This window comes from Lentzea sp. NPDC004789, assembly GCF_053601075.1.
In genome coordinates, this window is record NZ_JBSGBE010000009.1 from 49,623 (window position 1) to 67,112 (window position 17,490).

17 protein-coding genes are annotated in these 17,490 nt (G+C 69.7%); 10 read left to right on the top strand and 7 right to left on the bottom strand.

Going from position 1 to position 17,490, the window contains the following annotated elements:
• Positions 1 to 24 precede the first annotated feature (24 nt).
• Positions 25 to 1,566 (top strand): hypothetical protein, encoded by a 1,542-nt coding sequence (locus tag ACWEIJ_RS21580; RefSeq protein WP_449838984.1) that lies wholly within the window; start codon positions 25 to 27, stop codon positions 1,564 to 1,566.
• A 79-nt stretch (positions 1,567 to 1,645) separates the two neighbouring features.
• Here ACWEIJ_RS21580 and ACWEIJ_RS21585 read toward each other — a convergent pair whose 3' ends face one another.
• Positions 1,646 to 2,425, bottom strand: coding sequence for a hypothetical protein (locus ACWEIJ_RS21585; RefSeq protein WP_449838985.1), 780 nt, complete (start codon positions 2,423 to 2,425; stop codon positions 1,646 to 1,648).
• 280 nt (positions 2,426 to 2,705) lie between these two features.
• On the opposite strand from ACWEIJ_RS21585, the gene ACWEIJ_RS21590 reads away from it, so the two are divergent.
• Positions 2,706 to 2,927, top strand: a complete 222-nt coding sequence (locus ACWEIJ_RS21590) for a hypothetical protein (protein ID WP_449838986.1) — start codon at positions 2,706 to 2,708, stop codon at positions 2,925 to 2,927.
• 1 nt (position 2,928) lies between these two features.
• On the opposite strand, the gene ACWEIJ_RS21595 is transcribed toward ACWEIJ_RS21590, so the two are convergent.
• Together ACWEIJ_RS21595 and ACWEIJ_RS21600 are read right to left on the bottom strand one after the other, a co-directional pair.
• The gene (locus ACWEIJ_RS21595; RefSeq protein ID WP_449838987.1) at positions 2,929 to 4,305 is read right to left on the bottom strand and encodes an FtsW/RodA/SpoVE family cell cycle protein; all 1,377 of its coding nucleotides are present in this window, start codon (positions 4,303 to 4,305) and stop codon (positions 2,929 to 2,931) included.
• 280 nt (positions 4,306 to 4,585) lie between these two features.
• Positions 4,586 to 4,963 (bottom strand): hypothetical protein, encoded by a 378-nt coding sequence (locus tag ACWEIJ_RS21600; protein WP_449838988.1) that lies wholly within the window; start codon positions 4,961 to 4,963, stop codon positions 4,586 to 4,588.
• A 339-nt stretch (positions 4,964 to 5,302) separates the two neighbouring features.
• On the opposite strand from ACWEIJ_RS21600, the gene ACWEIJ_RS21605 reads away from it, so the two are divergent.
• Positions 5,303 to 6,124: an RICIN domain-containing protein gene (locus ACWEIJ_RS21605; protein ID WP_449838989.1), complete on the top strand. Its 822-nt coding sequence runs from the start codon at positions 5,303 to 5,305 to the stop codon at positions 6,122 to 6,124.
• A gap of 2 nt (positions 6,125 to 6,126) precedes the next feature.
• Here ACWEIJ_RS21605 and ACWEIJ_RS21610 read toward each other — a convergent pair whose 3' ends face one another.
• The 3 genes from ACWEIJ_RS21610 to ACWEIJ_RS21620 form a co-directional block, all read right to left on the bottom strand.
• A complete protein-coding gene (locus ACWEIJ_RS21610) occupies positions 6,127 to 7,710 on the bottom strand; it encodes a Na+/H+ antiporter (protein ID WP_449838990.1) in 1,584 nt (527 codons plus the stop codon).
• A gap of 71 nt (positions 7,711 to 7,781) precedes the next feature.
• Positions 7,782 to 8,090, bottom strand: a complete 309-nt coding sequence (trxA, locus tag ACWEIJ_RS21615; protein WP_189256903.1) for a thioredoxin — start codon at positions 8,088 to 8,090, stop codon at positions 7,782 to 7,784.
• Positions 8,081 to 8,467, bottom strand: a complete 387-nt coding sequence (locus ACWEIJ_RS21620; protein WP_449838991.1) for a MerR family transcriptional regulator — start codon at positions 8,465 to 8,467, stop codon at positions 8,081 to 8,083. The genes trxA and ACWEIJ_RS21620 overlap by 10 nt, the downstream gene beginning before the upstream one ends.
• A 144-nt stretch (positions 8,468 to 8,611) precedes the next feature.
• Here ACWEIJ_RS21620 and ACWEIJ_RS21625 point away from each other — a divergent pair, with 144 nt between their 5' ends.
• From ACWEIJ_RS21625 to ACWEIJ_RS21655, 7 genes are all read left to right on the top strand, one after another.
• On the top strand, positions 8,612 to 9,454 hold the full coding sequence (locus ACWEIJ_RS21625) for an LLM class flavin-dependent oxidoreductase (protein WP_449838992.1): 843 nt from the start codon (positions 8,612 to 8,614) through the stop codon (positions 9,452 to 9,454).
• 12 nt (positions 9,455 to 9,466) lie between these two features.
• Complete coding sequence (locus tag ACWEIJ_RS21630) at positions 9,467 to 10,738, top strand: LLM class flavin-dependent oxidoreductase (protein ID WP_449838993.1); 1,272 nt, start codon at positions 9,467 to 9,469, stop codon at positions 10,736 to 10,738.
• Positions 10,739 to 10,990: 252 nt separating this feature from the next.
• A complete protein-coding gene (locus tag ACWEIJ_RS21635; protein WP_449838994.1) occupies positions 10,991 to 11,839 on the top strand; it encodes an amino acid ABC transporter permease in 849 nt (282 codons plus the stop codon).
• Positions 11,836 to 12,558 carry an amino acid ABC transporter ATP-binding protein gene (locus ACWEIJ_RS21640; protein WP_449838995.1) on the top strand — a complete coding sequence of 241 codons (723 nt, stop codon included), beginning with the start codon at positions 11,836 to 11,838 and terminating at the stop codon, positions 12,556 to 12,558. The genes ACWEIJ_RS21635 and ACWEIJ_RS21640 overlap by 4 nt, the downstream gene beginning before the upstream one ends.
• 13 nt (positions 12,559 to 12,571) lie before the next feature.
• Entirely contained in the window at positions 12,572 to 13,504 is a 933-nt protein-coding gene (locus ACWEIJ_RS21645; protein WP_449838996.1) for an ABC transporter substrate-binding protein, read from the top strand.
• Positions 13,505 to 13,514: 10 nt separating this feature from the next.
• Positions 13,515 to 13,967 carry a winged helix-turn-helix domain-containing protein gene (locus ACWEIJ_RS21650; protein ID WP_449838997.1) on the top strand — a complete coding sequence of 151 codons (453 nt, stop codon included), beginning with the start codon at positions 13,515 to 13,517 and terminating at the stop codon, positions 13,965 to 13,967.
• Positions 13,968 to 14,049: 82 nt separating this feature from the next.
• Entirely contained in the window at positions 14,050 to 17,022 is a 2,973-nt protein-coding gene (locus ACWEIJ_RS21655; RefSeq protein WP_449838998.1) for a tetratricopeptide repeat protein, read from the top strand.
• A gap of 1 nt (position 17,023) precedes the next feature.
• On the opposite strand, the gene ACWEIJ_RS21660 is transcribed toward ACWEIJ_RS21655, so the two are convergent.
• On the bottom strand, positions 17,024 to 17,431 hold the full coding sequence (locus tag ACWEIJ_RS21660; protein ID WP_449838999.1) for a hypothetical protein: 408 nt from the start codon (positions 17,429 to 17,431) through the stop codon (positions 17,024 to 17,026).
• Positions 17,432 to 17,490: the final 59 nt, after the last annotated feature.

Genomic DNA, 17,490 nt, shown 5'->3' on the forward strand with positions numbered 1-17,490 from the left:
AACGGGAGCTGAGGGGGACGGGCCATGGACAACCGGACGGTGTTGCTGCCACGCCAGGGTCAGGTCGTGCAGCTGCGGCAGCCCAAGCCGCTGCGCGTGGACGTCGCGGGCGGCGGCCCGGTCGGTCTGGCCTTCGCGTGCACGCTGAAGTCGTTGCTGGGCGGCCAGGTCTCGGTGCGCGTTCACGACCGCCGCTGGATGCGGAAGGGTGATCGGGTCGTCTGGCGTGGCGCCGCCGAGGGCAACAACCGCCGCGAGCAGGTCGTGACGCTGCAGAGCAACGTCTGGGCGGCGCTGCCTTCCGTTGTGCGGCAACGGCTTTTCGCGCCCGGCAAGTTCTCCGAGATGTGGCCGCTCGGTCCGGACTCCCCGGAGTCCAAAGGCCGCCCGCGCAACATCAAGATCCGCTGGATCGAGGACGCGCTGCTCGACCTCGCCCAGGACACCCACGACATCGAACTCGTCCCCGCCGCCTATGTGAAGCCGGAGCGCTGGGACGGCCTGCACGTGCTCGCGATCGCCGACGGCGCCCGTTCCGCGACCCGCGACTCACTGTCGGAGTTCTTCGGCACGCCGAGCCGCGAACTGTTCTCAGTGGACGGTTCGCCGCTGGACGAGCACGTCCTCGGCATCCGCGTGAACGCCAAGGTGCCCGACGAGCACACCGTGCCGTTGACCGTGGGACAGAACAGGTTCCTCTTCAACTCGCTCGGCGGCGGCTTCATCAACATGCGCCTGACCGCCGAGGAGGCCTCCGAGATCGTCGCGCTCGGCGAGAACGGCCCGGTCTCGTGCATCGGCAGGTTAGGCTGCACCATGCGTCCCGCGGGCGGGCGTTTCGTCTGCGACCGCCACCGCGCCGTCTTCAAGCCGTCCGTCGACAAGCTCTCCTACCTGTGGCCCCGGATTCTCGACGGCCTGCGCTTCTTCGGCGTCGGCGCGGCGGACGTCGTGGGCATCACCTCGTTCACGCTCGGCATGACGCAGATGTCGAAGTTCACCGCCCAACTCGCGCCCTCGACGTTCGGGTTTCTCCTGGGCGACGCGGCGAATTCGCTGCACTTCTGGCCGGGTCGCGGCCTGAACACGGGCCTGAAGAGCGCTCTCTCGCTGGCCGTGAACCTGCAGAAGCGCTGGCGCGGCTCGGCTTTCCGCGCTGCCGACTTCGCGCGGCACGAGGGGATCATGCAGCAGCTGCAGTACCGCGAGAAGTCCCGCGCGTGGACCACCATGCTGATGCCCGACTCCGAGGGCGTGCCGCGCGGCATCGAGGACCGGATTCGCGAGGGTCTGCAGGGTCCGTTCGACCGGGCCGCGCTGGTCCGCACGCTGTTCGAGCGCGTGATCGACATCAAGAAGCGCCTCGCCGACCGGATGGGGTCGCTCGCGACCGACGAGTGGTACTACGGCCGCATCAACGCGCTCGACACCCGCACCCTGAAGGTCATGGTGGAGTCCGGCGCCTGGATCACCCGCGAGATCGGCGGTGAGGAGGTCGAGATCCCGTCGGCCGTGCCGTCCGCGACCGTCGAACCGGTCCGGCGCGGGCTGTCCCTGGTCAGCTGAGCCGAGTGCGCGGGCGCTTCACCAAGCGCGGTCAGTGGGTGGCTCGGGACGTTGCGGGGGAATGTCCCGAGCCGCACCACTAGCTCGGGTAGACCTTCCACGTGTGGTCCGGCTGGTACACCGCGGTCATTCGGAAGCCGCCAGCCGGGAAATTGATGCTCGCGAAGTTCTTGATCGACCCGATGTCCAGGACCTCGCCCTGCTGGAACGAGCCCGCTGTCAGGCAGTAGTTGGGGTGGAGCGTGAGGTCGAGGGGCCGGCGGGCCTGCGCCTGGATGGCGTAAGCGGGGGAACCGCTCATCCCGATGCCGACCGCGGCCTGGTCCGGCGGGATGTAGCCGTCCTCGGAGAAGTACAGCGTGCCAAGCCGCGCGCCCTTCGTGGGCGTGGACGCGAACCTGTACTCGCCGCTCTCTTCCTGGAAGAACCCGATCTGGTTACCGGCCTCTTCCGGGGTCGCCACCTTCAGCACGCCTGGGTCCGCGGGCCAGGTCTCGGAGGCCTTGAAGAGGACACCGGGCGCCAGCAAACCGGTCTCGGCCCAGACGAACGAGTAGTCGGTGGTCCAGCTGTACGACAACGCGGCATTCGGGCCGACAGGCTTGGACAACCACGCCAGTGGCATGGCGTCTGCGACACCGATGTCGGGATCCTCCTGGTACACGCACATGTCGGCCGAGCTGTCCGATTTGTTGATCACGGCGAGCTGGTATCGCCTGGCCGAAGGGTCGGTCTTGTTCCGCAGGACGGCCGGTGCCGCGCTCGCCACACCGCCCAAGCTGGTGCCGACCAGTGCCGTGCCGACGGCGGCCCCCAGGACGGCAAGGCTCTGCCTCCTGCTGATTCTGGACTCTGCCATGTTTCCTCCCGGACGCGGTGTGATCCGAGGCAAGGATCAGGTACGGAACTGGAAGGAAACCTTGTCGTTTTCTAGGCGGTTTCGAGGAGTTGCCTGCGCAGCCCGCGGCGTCGGTCAGTGCCTTGCCGCGGGCGAACTCCAACTCCACGTCAGGGCCGGTCGGCCCGAACGCCACGGGTGGTACGGCGAACAGTGCCGCTGCTCCCTCCAGCGCCGCGGGCGGGTGTGGATTTCGGCCCCGTCAGCCAAGCTGCCACTCGATCGTGGCAAGCTGATCTTCATGAGGCGAACCTTGACCACGGCCGTGGTCGCTCTCGGTGTGCTGGTGGCCGGTGCGGGCACGGCAGCAGCGCAGGACCCCTACGCCAAGTACCCCACCGAGTCCGCCTGCCGGACCGCGGGCTTCCAGTACGTGTTGTCCGGCCAGGCCTTCCGCTACGAGTGCAGCGGTCCGCACGCGGGCAGCTCGGCGAGCCAGAAGTGGTGGCTCTACCTCATCTGAGTCACGACGTCGTACGCACCATGACCGTTTCCGCGCCCGCGAGGGGAATCCGCGGTGGAGGAGCCTGCACCGCGACCGCGGGCCGGCGCGCGGCGTCGGAAACGCGCAGCAGCAAAGCCACCAGCATGTAGTTGGCCAGCAGCGACGACCCGCCCTTGGACAGGAACGGCGCGGTGATCCCGGTCTCCGGGATGAACTTCGTGGCGCCACCCACCACCACGAACACCTGCAGGATGATGGTGAAGGAAAGGCCGCCGGCGAGCAGTTTGCCGAAGTTGTCCCGCACCGTGAGGGCGCTGCGCATGCCCAGGATCGCCAGCAGCAAATAGGTCAGCAGCAACGCGCTGAGCCCGATCAGCCCGAGCTCCTCGCCGAACGCGACGGTGATGAAGTCGGTGTTGGCCTCCGGCACCAGGTCCGGGTGGCCGACGCCCAGGCCGGTTCCGGAAATGCCTCCGGCGGCGAGCGCGAAGATGGCCCGCGCCATCTGGTAGCCCTTGCCGTAGTAGTCGGCGAACGGGTCGACCCAGTTGGTCACCCGCACCCGGACGTGCGAGAAGAGGTGGTAGGCGACGACACACCCGACGCTGAACAGGACCATCCCGACGGCCACCCAGCCGATTCGTCCGGTCGCCACGTACAACATGGCCAGGACGATTCCGAAGAACAGCAGTGACGCGCCGAGCTCTTTCTCCAGGGCGAGCACGCCGATGGACACGCCCCAGGCGGCCAGCAGCGGCCCGAGATCCCGCAGTCGCGGGAGTTGGACACCGGCGACGCGCCGCCCGGCGACCACGAACAGTTCGCGCTTGGCGACCAGGAACGCGGCGAAGAAGACGATCAGCAGGATCTTCGCGAACTCTCCTGGCTGAATGCTGAGACCGCCCACCCGGACCCACACCTTGGCGCCCTGCACCTCGGAGATCGAACTGGGCAGGACGCCCGGCAGGATCAACGCGACCAGCCCGGCGAGCCCGCAGGTGTAGCCGTACTTGGCGAGCACCCGGTGGTCCTTGAGCACGGCGAGCACGACCAGGAAGAACACCAGCGCGACGGCGGTCCAGGCGACCTGCCTCGGCGCCGCCGGCTCGGTCACGTCGGGCGCGAGGTCCAGCCGGTAGATCATCACCAGACCGAGACCGTTGAGCAGCGCGACGCACGGCAGGATCAACGGGTCGGCATAGGGCGCCCAGCGCCGCACGGCCAGATGCGCCACCCCGAACACCGCGAGGAACGCGAGGCCGAGCCACACCGCGGTCATCGTGAGCGGATGGTGCGTGTTGATCTCGACCAGCACGAACGCCGCCGTCACGATCAACGCGGCGAACACCAGCATCAGCAGTTCGACCCCACGCCGAACGCCCCCAGACGCGTCCATCACACCCCTCCGTCGACAGTCACGGGCCGAAGCCCGTCACTGAAGCTGACAGGTTCGGCGTCTCCCGGCTGTCAAGTGGCGCAATGTCCGCTCGTCCCAGTGTTGCAGGTAACTCGCCCAGGTGCTCAGTCCTCGTCGACCTCGCGGCGGGACAGCCGCACCTCCTCGTTGACGGCTTCCCGGATCACCCGCGAGATCGGCGGCGAGGAGGTCGTGGTCAGTCAACTCTCCAGGCAGGCCACGCCGTCCTCGGCGGTGGCGTGGCCTGCCTGGCCGATGGTCAGCAGGGCTCGGTAGCGCCGCCGTCGTCGAGGTAGCGGCCGTAGATCCAGCCGATGCTGGCACCGTTCTGGTCGCGCACCCAGGTCCACTTGTTGCCGTAGTCGTTCACGGCGACGCAGTCGTAGTCCACCGTGGCACGCTCGGGAACCTTGCCCACGACCTGGCAGTCCCCGTACGGGCCGGTGTGCACGGCAGCACCGCCGGACTTCGTCACCTTGCCCGATCCGTTGTCGTAGTTGTGGTGCGGCCAGTACGCGTTCCCGCACGTGACGGCGGCCGGTCCGAGGTCGGCGGCCTGCGCCGGCGGTCCCGCGGCGGTCGCCACGAGCGCGGTACCGGCAAGGGTGGCTCCTGCAATGAGTGCGCGCAAATACATGTGCTCTTCTCCATTCGGGTGAAGCGTCATTTCGGCCGGTTTTGGAATGTGACTGCGAAGCAATCCCGGCGACGCGATGTCAGCTTGGCAAGACGGCCGACCTGCGCCAAGCGATTCGCGGCGTCCCGGACGGTCGGGGCAAATCTTGCCTGGTCAGGTGGCATCTGTCCGAACGGTCGGACAAGATCCCCTGACCAGCCGACGCCGTGGGGACTTCTGGTCCGCCACGATGAGATGGTGACTCGTCATCGCGTCCAGCCGGAATCAGCGCGGGATGTCGCGGAGTTCTGCGCCCTCCTGCGGGCGCTCAAAAAGAATTCGGGACGAACCCTGCGACAATTGGAAGAACATGCGGCCGAGTGCGGCGAAGTCCTGCCCCGCAGCACCGTCGCCGACATGATGCGCCGTGAAGCACTTCCCCGCCCGGAGCTGCTGGCGGCGTTCGTGCGGGCGTGCGGCGACGGGCAGCACCTGGCGGCATGGCTGAGCGCCAGGGAACGCCTGGCCGTAGGGCCGTACCTCGACGCGGAGCCGGTGGAGGCGCCATCGGAAGCACCATCAGGACGGCGGAAGCGGTGGCTCGCCGCCACGACGGCGGTGGTCGTGGTGGTGATCGCCGCGGTCGTCGCCACGGTTCTGCTCGGCGGTTCCTCCGGACCAACGGCGTTGCCGTCCAACGGCTGGTATCTGCTGCGCCCGGGCCACATCGCCGATCGCGGTCTCTGCGTGGGGGAGGGCAGCGAACGCAACAAGCGCACCGATCGTGAGCTCGCCGTTCAGCGACCGTGCGCGAACCTGGTGCCGGACACGTATCTCGAAGCCGTCGGCACCGGGGTGTACCTGATCAAGTGGCATCACCCGGTGAAGGGCTGGGGCTGTCTGTCCGTGGACGAGGCCTCGCTCGACGACGGCATGCTGCTGGCTCCCAGGAACTGCACATCGGCGGCCAACCAGCGGTTCCTGTTCCAGCCGGTCTCCGCTCCCGTGCCGAACGGTTTCGTGCTGCGGCCGGTGCACAGCGGCAAGTGCGTGGGTCTGCTCGGCGGTCCGTCCGACGTCGACGCCGGGGCCGAACTGTCCCAGGAGACCTGCTCCGGTCAGGCCGACCAGGAGTTCCTCCTGGAACCGGTCGAACACGCGCAGGTCGAACCGTCGAGCTGAGCTCAGTCCTCGTCGACCTCGCGCCGGGACAGCCGCACCTCCTCGATGTCGAGCTTGCGCTGCACCGTGCGCAGCACGATGTCGTCGATGGCCCGCTCGTCGCGCAACCGCACCACGGTCGCCCGTTTGTGCGCGATCAGCTCCAGCCGCAGCGCCGTGTACTCGCCCTCGGACTGCACCACCTCCTCGTCGCCGGACTCCTTGGCCCGCACGACCTCCAGGTGGTGTTCGTACTCGGCGAGCACGCGCTTGAAGACGATGTCGCTGACGCCCACCTTGTCGGCGAGGCGCGGCAGGGCCTCGTAGGCCTCCTCGGACGCGGTCGTCTGCGCGAGCCTGAGCTCCTCCTCGACCGCGGTGTCCTCGGGCAGCCGCGAGAACCGGATGATCGACGGCAGCATGATCGACTGCACGACCAGCGTCAGCACGACGACGCCGGACGTGATGAGGATGATCTGGTCGCGGAACGGGAAGGGCGCGCCGCCGACGACCGTGTCCGGCACGGCCAGCGCGGCGGCCAGCGACACGGCGCCGCGGAACCCGGCGGCCGACGACACCAGGCGTTGACGTGCGCCGACGCGGCGCAGTCGTTGCTGCGGACGGCGGTCGAGCGCGCGGATGATGTACGGCGTGGTGTAGCTCCAGAGCAGGCGGGTGCCCGCCACCGCGAGCGCCACCAGGCCGATCGTGCCGAACGCCCGGAGCGTCTGCGAGCCGTCCAGCGACCGGATCGCGCCGTTGGCCTGGAGGCCGATCAGGACGAACAGGGCGCCGTTGAGCAGGAACGTGGCGATGCCCCAGAACGCGGAGCTCATCTGGCGGGTGTCCGCGGGTACGACGCGCGGCCCGACCTGCGACAACGCCAGGCCGCAGACGACCACGGCGATCACGCCGGAGCCGTGGGCGACCTCGGCCAGCAGGAACGCGGTGAACGGGGTGAGGAGGCTGATCACGGTCTCGTGCATGGGGTTGTCGAGCCGCTTGCGGACCTGCACGGCGAGCCAGGCGACGGCCAGCCCGGCCACCGCGCCGCCCGCGTAGGACAGCAGCAGCCGCAACCCGACCAGGCCGACGCTGAACTGCTGCTCGCCCGTGGTGATCGCGATGGCGATCGCGTAGATCACGAGCGCGGTGCCGTCGTTGATCAGCGACTCGGCCCGCAGGATCGTGGTCGTGCGGCGCGGCATGCCGCGGGCGATGGCCGAGACGGCGGTCGCGTCGGTGGGCGCGAGGGCCGCGCCGAGCACCCACGCCGGACCCCAGTCGAGGCCCAGCGCGTGGGCGACCGCCGCGACCGCCGCCGCCGTCGCGAGCACGAGCAGCGTGCTGAGCAGCACGATCGGGCGCAGGTTGCTGCGGATCTCCCGCAACGAGGTGTTGAGGCTCTCCCAGTACAGCAGGGCCGGGAGGAAGATCAGCAGCATCGCCTCCGGCGGCAGGCTGACCGACTCCAGGGCGGGCACGAAGCCGAGCGCCGCGCCGCACACCACCAGCAGGACCGGGGCGGCGAGGCGCAACCGTCCAGACGCGACGCTGCTCGCCAGGACGCAGACGCCCAGCACCACCACGAGTTCGAGACCGAGCATGGGGTCAATTTAGGCGGCCCGGGCGCCGAACGCGTCATCCAATTCGGCCATCGAGGAAGGGGCGGACGCGCTCAGGCGCTGAGCGCGTCATCCAATTCGGCCAGCAGCCGCGACTTGGGCCGCGCTCCCACGATCTGCCGGATCGGCACGCCGTCGCGGAACAGCAGCATCGTGGGCAGCGACATGACCTGGTAGTCGCGGGCGGTCGCGGTGTTCTCGTCGGCGTTGATCTTCAGCACGGTCAGGTCGTCGCGCTCCCGGTCGATCTCGTCGAGCACGGGCGAGAGCATGTGGCACGGTCCGCACCACTGCGCCCAGAACTCGACGAGCACGGTGCCGGTCCGGGTCTTCTCCGCGAACGTGGCGTCGGTCAGCTGCACTGGAACTCCTTGGGTTCTGGCACGAGGCACGGATCCTGGAAGGCGAGTCTGGCCAGCAGGAACTCCCGGACGGTCTGCAACCGCTCCAGGCAGGCGTCCACCTCGGCGAGCTTGCGCCGGTAGACCTCCCGCGAGTCGGGGCACGAGTCGCCGGACTCGTGGCCCGCGCGCAGGCACGCCACGAACGGCTTGGTGTCCTCCAGGGAGAGTCCGACCGCCTGCAGCGACTGGATCTCCTTCACCAGTCGCAGGTCGTGGTCGTCGTACTCGCGGTAGCCGTTGGACGTGCGTTGCGCCGCCAGCAGTCCCTGGGACTCGTAGAAGCGCAGCGCACGCGTGGTGGTGCCGGCTCGCTTGGCCAGTTCGCCGATCCTCATGACCGGAACGCTAAACCTTGACGCGCACGTCAAGGCAAACCCGCGAAATATTCCCGTCCCGGCGAGTTTTCCCACCCAGTGGCCGTCGAAGCGGTGACCCCCTGACCACGCACAGAATGCGAGGACCCGACGAGAGGGGGACCGGTGGGGTCACCACTGCACCTGGCCGTCGCGTTGCGCGCGACCGGCGACGAGGCGTTCACCGCGAAGCACTGGGTGGAGCTCACCCGTGAGGCCGAGGAGGCCGCGCTCGACTTCGTCACGTTCGACGACTCGCTGGGCGGCGAGCCCGGCCTCGACGCGGTGCTGACCGCTGCCCGCGTCGCGCCGCTCACGTCGCGCATCGGGCTCGTTCCCACGGCGGTCGTCACGCACACCGAGCCGTTCCACCTGTCGAAGGCCATCGCGACGCTCGACTACGTCAGCAAGGGGCGCGCGGGCGTGCAGCTCACGACGGACTCGTTGCACGGCAAGCACTTCGGGCGGCGCGACAACTTCGACGACCTGTGGGGAGAGGCTGCGGACCACGCCGAGGTGCTGCGGCGGCTGTGGGACAGCTGGGAGGACGACGCCGAGATTCGCGACGTCGCCACCGGCCGGTTCATCGACCGGGAGAAGCTGCATTACATCGATTTCGAAGGGCGCTGGTTCAGCGTGCGCGGGCCGTCGATCACGCCGCGGCCGCCGCAGGGTCATCCGCCGATCGCCGCCACCGAACCGGGGTTCGCGGACATCGTGTTCGCCGACGACGCATCGGTGTCGGACGGGCTCGTCTTCCGCGACGTGATCGGGATCCCCGAGGTCGACCAGCTGCTCGCCTGGCAGAGCGAAGGATTCGCCGGGTTCCGGATTCACGCCGAGCTGCCCGAGGTCACCCGCGGGCTCGTCCCGCAGCTGCGGCGCGAAGGCCTGTTCCGGACGGAGTACGAGCACGCCACGCTGCGAGGGCACCTCGGCCTGCCCAAGCCCGCCAACCAGTACGCCTAGGAGGAACGCGAGATGACCAAGCAGATCCACCTCGCCGCGCACTTCCCCGGCGTGAACAACACGACGGTGTGGAGCGATCCGCAGGCGGGCAGCCACATCGAGTTCGACTCGTTCGTCCACTTGGCACGGACGGCGGAACGGGCGAAGTTCGACTTCTTCTTCCTCGCCGAGGGACTGCGGCTGCGCGAGCAGGGCGGTCAGATCTACGACCTGGACGTGGTCGGCAGGCCGGACACGTTCACCGTGCTCGCCGCGCTGGCCGCGGTGACCGACCGGCTCGGGCTGGCCGGCACGATCAACTCCACGTTCAACGAACCCTACGAGGTGGCCCGGCAGTTCGCCTCGCTCGATCACCTGTCCGAAGGGCGCGCGGCGTGGAACGTCGTCACGTCGTGGGACGCGTTCACGGGCGAGAACTTCCGTCGCGGAGGCTTTCTCAAGCAGGAGGACCGCTACACCCGCGCGGAGTCCTTCCTGCGCACGGCGTGGAAGCTCTTCGACACGGGCATCGGCCGGTTCGAGCACAAGGACCAGCACTTCGACATCAGCGGCACCTTCGGCGTTCCGCAGTCACCGCAGGGCCGTCCGGTGATACTGCAGGCGGGCGATTCCGAGGAGGGCAGGGAGTTCGCCGCCGCCACCGCCGACGCGATCTTCTCGCGGCACGGGACGCTGGAAGCCGGCCAGCAGTTCTACCGGGACGTGAAGGGCAGGCTCGCCAGGTACGGCCGCACGCCCGACCAGTTGGTGGTGCTGCCCGCCGCCACGTTCATCCTCGGCGACACCGACGCGGACGCTCAGGAGAAGGCGGCTCAGGTGCGGAGGCAGCAGGTCAGCGGGGCGACCGCGATCCGGTTCCTCGAACAGGTGTGGAACCGGGACCTCAGCGGCTACGACCCGGACGGGCCTCTGCCGGTGGAAGAGCCGCTGACCGGCGAGAACACCATCGCGAAGGGCCGCGCCAGCGTGCGGATGTTCAAGGACCCGGTGGCCACGGTGAAGGAGTGGCGCGAGCGGGCCGCGGCCAAGAACCTGTCGATCCGCGACCTCGTGATCGACGTGAGCGCGCGCCAGACGTTCATCGGGTCGGCGGACACCGTCGCCACGCAGATCAACGACCTGGTGCAGCAGGACGCGGCGGACGGGTTCATCCTCGTGCCGCACGTGACGCCGGGCGGGCTGGACGAGTTCGCCGACACCGTGGTGCCGCTGCTGCAGGAGCGCGGCGTCTTCCGGGAGGACTACACCGGTCCGACGCTGCGGGATCACCTCGGTCTCCGATAGTTGTTCACCACGTGGACGTCCTTGCTCAGGCAATCGAGCGCTCCCTAACGTGAGGCGCGTTCTGCACGTGCTCTCATCCGAGCGCAGGGAAGGGAGGGCAGGAATGACCGACTTCGCCTTGTTCCTGTCCTCCCGCAGGCACATCGACCACGGGCGCGTGTCGAGCGCCGCCTGTACCGGCTGACCTCTCGGCCCTTCCTCGCCCCGCCTGCCCGACAAGGACCCGCCATGTCTTCTGGCACCCTCACCCCAGTGTCCACAAAGGACACAGAACTGGCCTCGTTACCCGTCGTCGCCTCCCGCCATCCGTGGCGATGGGTCGGCGTCGTCGCCGTGCTGGTGCTCGTGGCGCAGTTCGTCCACGGCCTGGTCACCAACCCCGCGTGGGACTGGCCGACGTTCGCGCGCTACTTCACCGCCCAGTCGATCCTCACCGCGGTCGGCACCACGATCCTGCTGACCGTCGCCGGAACGGTCATCGGCTTCGCGCTCGGCATCGTGGTCGCGGTGTTGCGGCTCTCGAAGAGCCCGTTCCTGCAGGCGGTCGGCTGGACCTACGTCTGGGCGTTCCGGTCCATTCCGCTGATCGTGCAGCTGCTGTTCTGGTTCAACATCTCCTACCTCTACCAGCGGCTGAGCCTCGGCATCCCGTTCGGGCCGGAGTTCGTGACGTTCGAGACGGTGCAGCTGATCAGCCCGATGGGCGCGGCCGTGCTCGGTCTCGCGCTGCACCAGGCCGCGTACGCCGCCGAGATCGTCCGCTCCGGCGTGATCTCCGTGGACCGCGGCCAGCTCGAAGCCGCCGCCGCGCTGGGCATCCCGAGGTTCCGGCAGTTCCGCAGAATCGTGCTGCCGCAAGCGATGCGCGCCATCCTGCCGAACGCCGCGAACGAGGTGATCAGCCTCTTCAAGGGCACGTCGGTCGTGTCCGTGATGGCGATCGGCGAGCTGTTCTACCAGGTCCAGGTGATCTACGGCCGCAACGCGCGGGTCGTCGCGCTGCTGATGGTCGCCACCGTCTGGTACATCGTCCTGACCACACTGCTCTCGATCGGCCAGCACTACGTCGAGCGCTACTTCGCCCGAGGAGACCGCCGGTGATCGAGGTGCTGGGCGTGCACAAGAGCTTCGGCTCCAACGAGGTGCTGCGCGGGGTGTCGCTGGACGTCGCGGCCGGCGAGGTGGTCGTCGTGCTCGGGCCGTCGGGTTCTGGCAAGTCGACGTTGCTGCGCACGATCAACCACCTGGAGAAGGTCGACCGCGGGTTCATCAGCATCGACGGCGACCTGGTCGGCTACGAACGCCGTGGCGGCAGGCTGCACGAGCTCAAGGAACGCGAGATCCTCAAGCAGCGCAGGCACATCGGGTTCGTGTTCCAGAACTTCAACCTGTTCCCGCACCTGACCGCGCTGGAGAACGTCGCCGAGGTCGCACCGGTCGAGGAAGCACGGCGGTTCCTGGCCCGCGTCGGCCTGGCGGACAAGGAGGACGCGTACCCGCGCCAGCTGTCCGGTGGTCAGCAGCAACGCGTCGCGATCGCGCGAGCCCTCGCCACGAAACCGAAAGTCGTGCTCTTCGACGAGCCGACCTCGGCGCTCGACCCGGAACTGGTCGGTGAGGTGCTGGACGTGCTGCGCGACCTCGCCCGGTCCGGCACCACGATGATCGTCGTCACGCACGAGATCGGTTTCGCCCGCGAGGTGGCCGACCGGATCGTGTTCATCGACCAGGGCGTGATCGTCGAGCAGGGCACGCCGTCCGAGGTGCTCGACCACCCGTCCCACGAACGCACCCGCGCGTTCCTGTCCAAGGTTCTCTAGCAAGGAGTTCGTTGTGCGCAAACCACTTCTCGCCGCGCTGGCCCTCGTCCTCGCCGCCTGCGGCACGGCCGAGAGCGAGCCCTCGTCCAGCGGCGGGGCGTTGAACGTCAACCTGAGCCCCGACCAGAAGCGCGTGACGGCGCAGAAGGACGACAAGATCGCCGCGAAGGTGCCGGAGAAGTTCAGAACCAAGGGCGAGCTGGTCATCGGTGGCTCCGCGGGTACAGCGCCGCCACTGCGGTTCTACGCCACCGACGACAAGACCGTGATCGGCGTCGAGACCGACATCGCCACGCTGGTGGCGGACGTGCTGGGCCTCAAGCCGAAGCTGGAGGTCTCCTCGTGGGAGAACCTCTTCGTGGGCCTCGACAGCGGCGCGTACGACGTCGGCCTGTCCAACATCACGGTCACCGAGGCGCGCAAGGAGAAGTACGACTTCGCCACCTACCGCCTGGACACGCTGGCGTTCGAGGCGAAGAAGGGCGGTGCCTGGCGGGTGAAGAAGCCCGAGGACGTGGCGGGCAAGGTGATCGCCGTCGGTTCCGGCACCAACCAGGAGAAGATCCTCGTCGACTGGAGCGCGAAGAACGTCGCCGCGGGCCTGAAGGCCACCGACATCAAGTACTTCCAGAACTCGTCGGACTACTACCTGGCGCTGCAGTCCGGCCGCATCGACGCCTACCTCGGCCCGAACCCCACATCGGCGTACCACGCGGCCACCTCCGGGCAGACCGAGGTGATCGGCAGCTTCTCCGGCGGTGCCTCCGTGCCGGGCAAGATCGCCGTGACCACCAAGAAGGACAACGGTCTCGTCGCCCCGGTCCAGGAGGCGCTCAACCAGTTGATCGCGAACGGGAAGTACGCCGAGGTGCTCAAGCGCTGGGGGCTGTCCGACGAGGCCGTGCCGGCGTCGGAGATCAACCCCCAAGGCCTCCCGAAGACCTGAGGACACCACCATGCGACTCAGCATCACGATCGACACCGAGGACGAGGACGTCGCGGTGCGGCTGCTCGGCGCGTTGAAGGACGTGGGCCTGGTGCAGGCCGCGGAGGACGTGGCCGACGAGGCGGAGGTGCGGATCCTGCCGGACACCCGGCAGGTGCTGTTCCAGGGAGAACCCGTCGAGCTGACCAGGCTGGAGTTCGAGCTGCTGCTGCACCTGTGCGAGCACCCTGATCGCGTGCACCGCCGTCGTGACCTCCTCGCGGCGGTGTGGGGTGTCAACGACAACTACAGCGGCGCACGGACGGTCGACGTGCACGTGCGACGGGTGCGGCAGAAGCTCGGTGTCGCGGCGGACGTGATCCAGACCGTGCGCGGGGTCGGGTACCTCGTGGCCTCCAGCGGGCGAGTGCGGGTGGAGCGGTCGCCGAACGTCGTGCGGCTCGCCGACCGGCGGGCCGGGTGAGGGATGTTCGACCGATCAGACCGGTCCGGTATGCGCGGAACAGTCCTTGTGAGGCCTTTATGGGTTGATTAGTTTTCAACCAGTGGCAACGACGTCTGTGCGGATCCAGGTGCTGGGTTCGACGCGGGCATGGCACGGCCGGACGGAGGTGGGCCTCGGCCCGCCGGCTCGCAGGGCCGTGCTGGGGCTGCTGGTGCTCGCCGAGGGCGAGTCGGTGACGACCACCGACCTGATGGACGCGCTGTGGGGCGAAAGGCCTCCGCGCAGCGCGGCGAACGTGTTGCAGACGCACGTCAAGCACCTGCGCCGGTTGCTGGAGCCCGGCCGCACGTCGCGTTCCACCAGCGAGGTCCTGCCGTACACCAACGGCGGCTACGCGGTGAACCCGGACGTCGTGGACATCGACCTGATGGCCTTCCGGCGCCTGGTCGCCGCGGCCCAGGACGGTGAGGCGCTGGCGTTGTGGCGCGGCAGGCCGCTGGCCGACCTGCCCGCCCTCGCCACCCACCCGAAAGTCGTGGCGCTCGTGGCGGAACACCGCGAGGTGCTCGCCCGCTACGGCGATGCGATGATCGAGACCGGCGCCGCGGCGGACGTGCTCCCCGGCATCGCGGAGGCGGCCGCGGACCAGCCGCTGGACGAGGCGTCACAGGCGCGCCTGATCCGCGCGTACCACGCGGTCGGGCACCGGGCGATGGCGTTCCAGACCTACCACGAGGTGCGTGACCGGCTCGTGGAGGAGCTCGGCATCGATCCCGGTCCCGACCTCCGCGCGGCGCACGCGGCGTTGCTGCACGACGACGTCGCCGGAGTTTCGCGGCCTGCCCTGCGGGTGCCCAGGCAGCTGCCGGCCCAGCCCACCGGGTTCACCGGCCGCGCCTCTGCCTTGTCCACATTGGACTCGCTGGCGCCCTCTCGCGACGACGGTGCGGTGACCATCATCGCGATCTCCGGCACCGCCGGGGTCGGCAAGACGGCGCTGGCGGTGCAGTGGGCGCACCGCGTGCGGGACAGGTTCCCCGACGGGCAGCTCTACGCGAACCTGCGCGGGCACGCGAAGGGCGGGGCCACACCGCCGATCGAGGTGCTGGCCCAGTTCCTGATCGCGCTGGAGGTGCCGGCCGAGCGCGTGCCCGTCGACCTGGAGACGGCGGCGGCGATGTTCCGCACGTTGACGACGGACCGCAGAATGCTGGTGCTGCTGGACAACGCCGCGGGCCCGGACCAGGTGCGGCCGCTGCTGCCCGCCGGTCCGGCGTGCGTCGTCGTGACCGGCCGCGAACGGATGACCGGGCTGGTCGCCCTGCACGGCGCGCGTCAGGTCACGCTCGACGTGCTGAGCCCGGAGGACTCGGTGGACCTGCTGGCCCACGTGCTGGCGCCGCAGCGGGTCCGCGCCGAACCGGTGGCGGCCGCGGAGCTCGCGAAGCTGTGCGCGCACCTCCCGCTCGCGTTGCGGATCGCGGCCGCCAACCTCGCCGATCACCCCGAACGCGGGATCGAGGACCACGTCGCGGACCTGCGGGACAGCAACCTGTTGACCGCGCTCGCCGTGCAGGGCGACGAGCAGACCGCGGTGCGGACCGCGTTCGACCTCTCCTACGCCGCACTTCCCGGTGCGGCACGGCGGTTGTTCCGCCTGCTGAGCCTCGTGCCGGGCGCCGACGTCGGGACCGAGGCGGTGGCGGCGCTCGCCGGTGTCGCCGCTGGGCAGGCGGCGCGGCTGCTGGACCGGCTCGCCGCCGCGCACCTCGTGGAGCCGCACGGGGCTGGGCGCCACGGGTTCCACGACCTGCTTCGCCGGTATGCCGCCGAACGGGCTGAGCGGGAGGAGGCGGCTGGGGACCTGGACGCGGCGCTGCACCGGTTGTACGACTGGTATCTGGGCGGGGTGGACGGCGCGGCTCGCGTGCTTTACCCGCACATGTTGAGGTTGCCGGTTGCTTCGGGTGGGTCCGCGCCGCCTGCTGGTGTCGCGGAGGCGTCGGAATCCCGGCCGCCCTTCGGCGCCACGGAGGCGTCTGCCTGGCTGGAGTCCGAGCTGGCCAACCTCGTCGCCGCGGTCAGGACCGGTCCGCGGCCCACGACCTGGCTGCTCGCCGACAGCCTGCGCGGCTACTTCTGGATGTGCACGCGCCAGGTGGAGTGGCTGGCCGTCGCGGAGGCCGCGCTGGCCACGGCGGAGCAGGAGGGCGCGCCGAGGGAACGGGCCGCCGCCCGGCTGAGCCTCGCCGACCTGTACTTCCGGCAGGGCAGGTACGGCGACGCCGTCCACCACTACACGCACGCCCAGCTGCAGGCGCGGCAGGCGGGCTGGGTCGAGGCGCAGGCCGCCGTGCTGGGCAACCTCGGGTGCGTCTACTGGCAGTCGGGCCGTCTCGACGCCGCGGCGGTCCGGTTCCGCCGCTGCCTCGCGTTGAGCCGCGGGGTCGGCCAGCCGGCGGGGGAGGCCGTGGCGCTGGGCAACCTCGGCCTCGTGCACTGGGAGATGGGCAGGCTCGCGGAGGCGGCCGAGCACTACACCGAGGCCCTGCGCCGGTACCGGCAGATCGGGTCGCCCTTCGGGGAGGCGCTCAACCTCGGCAACCTCGGCCAGACGCAGCGCGCCCGCGGCCGGCACGCCGAGGCGGTCGAGCTGCTCACCCGTGCGGTCGCGCTGCACCACGAGGCGGGCAACCGCAGCGGTGAGGCGCTGGCGCACAGCAGGCTGGCGGCGACGTTCCTCGACCTGCGCCGCGACGCCGAGGCGCTCGACCACGCGCGCACCGGTCTCGCGCTCGCGCAGGAGACCGGTGATCCGCGCACCGAGGTGGAGGCGCTCGCCGCGCTGGCCGCCGTGGACCTCGGGCTCGGGCACCGGGCGGAGGCGGTGCGCCGCTACCGGCAGGCGCTCGGCCTGGTCCGCCGCATCGGCGACCGGTACCCGGAGATCGACATCCTGATCGGCCTGGCTACGGCGACCGCGGACGACGGGCTCGCGCGGCAGGCGCTGGTCCTCGCCGAGCGCGCGGGTTACCGCGCGCTGCGGGAACGGGCGTCGGCCGCGCTGTCCTGACCTACCCGATGCCCTTGCGCAGGACGCGGCTGTCACCGTTGGGCCACACCGTGATCACGCCCCACGGGTTCACGCTGCCGTCCGTGCCGTCGCCGTTCTTGCACGAGAACTCGCCCATGTTGTAGGCGTTCCAGGCGTCGTCCTGCGCCGGCGTGATCGCCTCCTCTGCGTTCGTCACCCAGACGCACGTGCTGCCGTCCGCCTCGTGCGTGAGGTGCGGCGTGATGGTGGTGATCTTGCCGTTCACGACGCACCACGTGACGTTGTAGGTGTAGGCCCACCGGCCGGGGTCGGCGAGCTGCACCGCCGCGGACGTGAACTCCCGGCACCCGGTCTCGGCCGCGGCGGCCGTGCCCGTGGTGAGACCGGCGGTGAGCAGCGCCGCGCCGACCGCGATCATGAACCTCATCGTGTGCCCCCTCGAAGTCCTGTGGCCTCAATGGGATACCCGTCGCGAGGCCTGCGCAA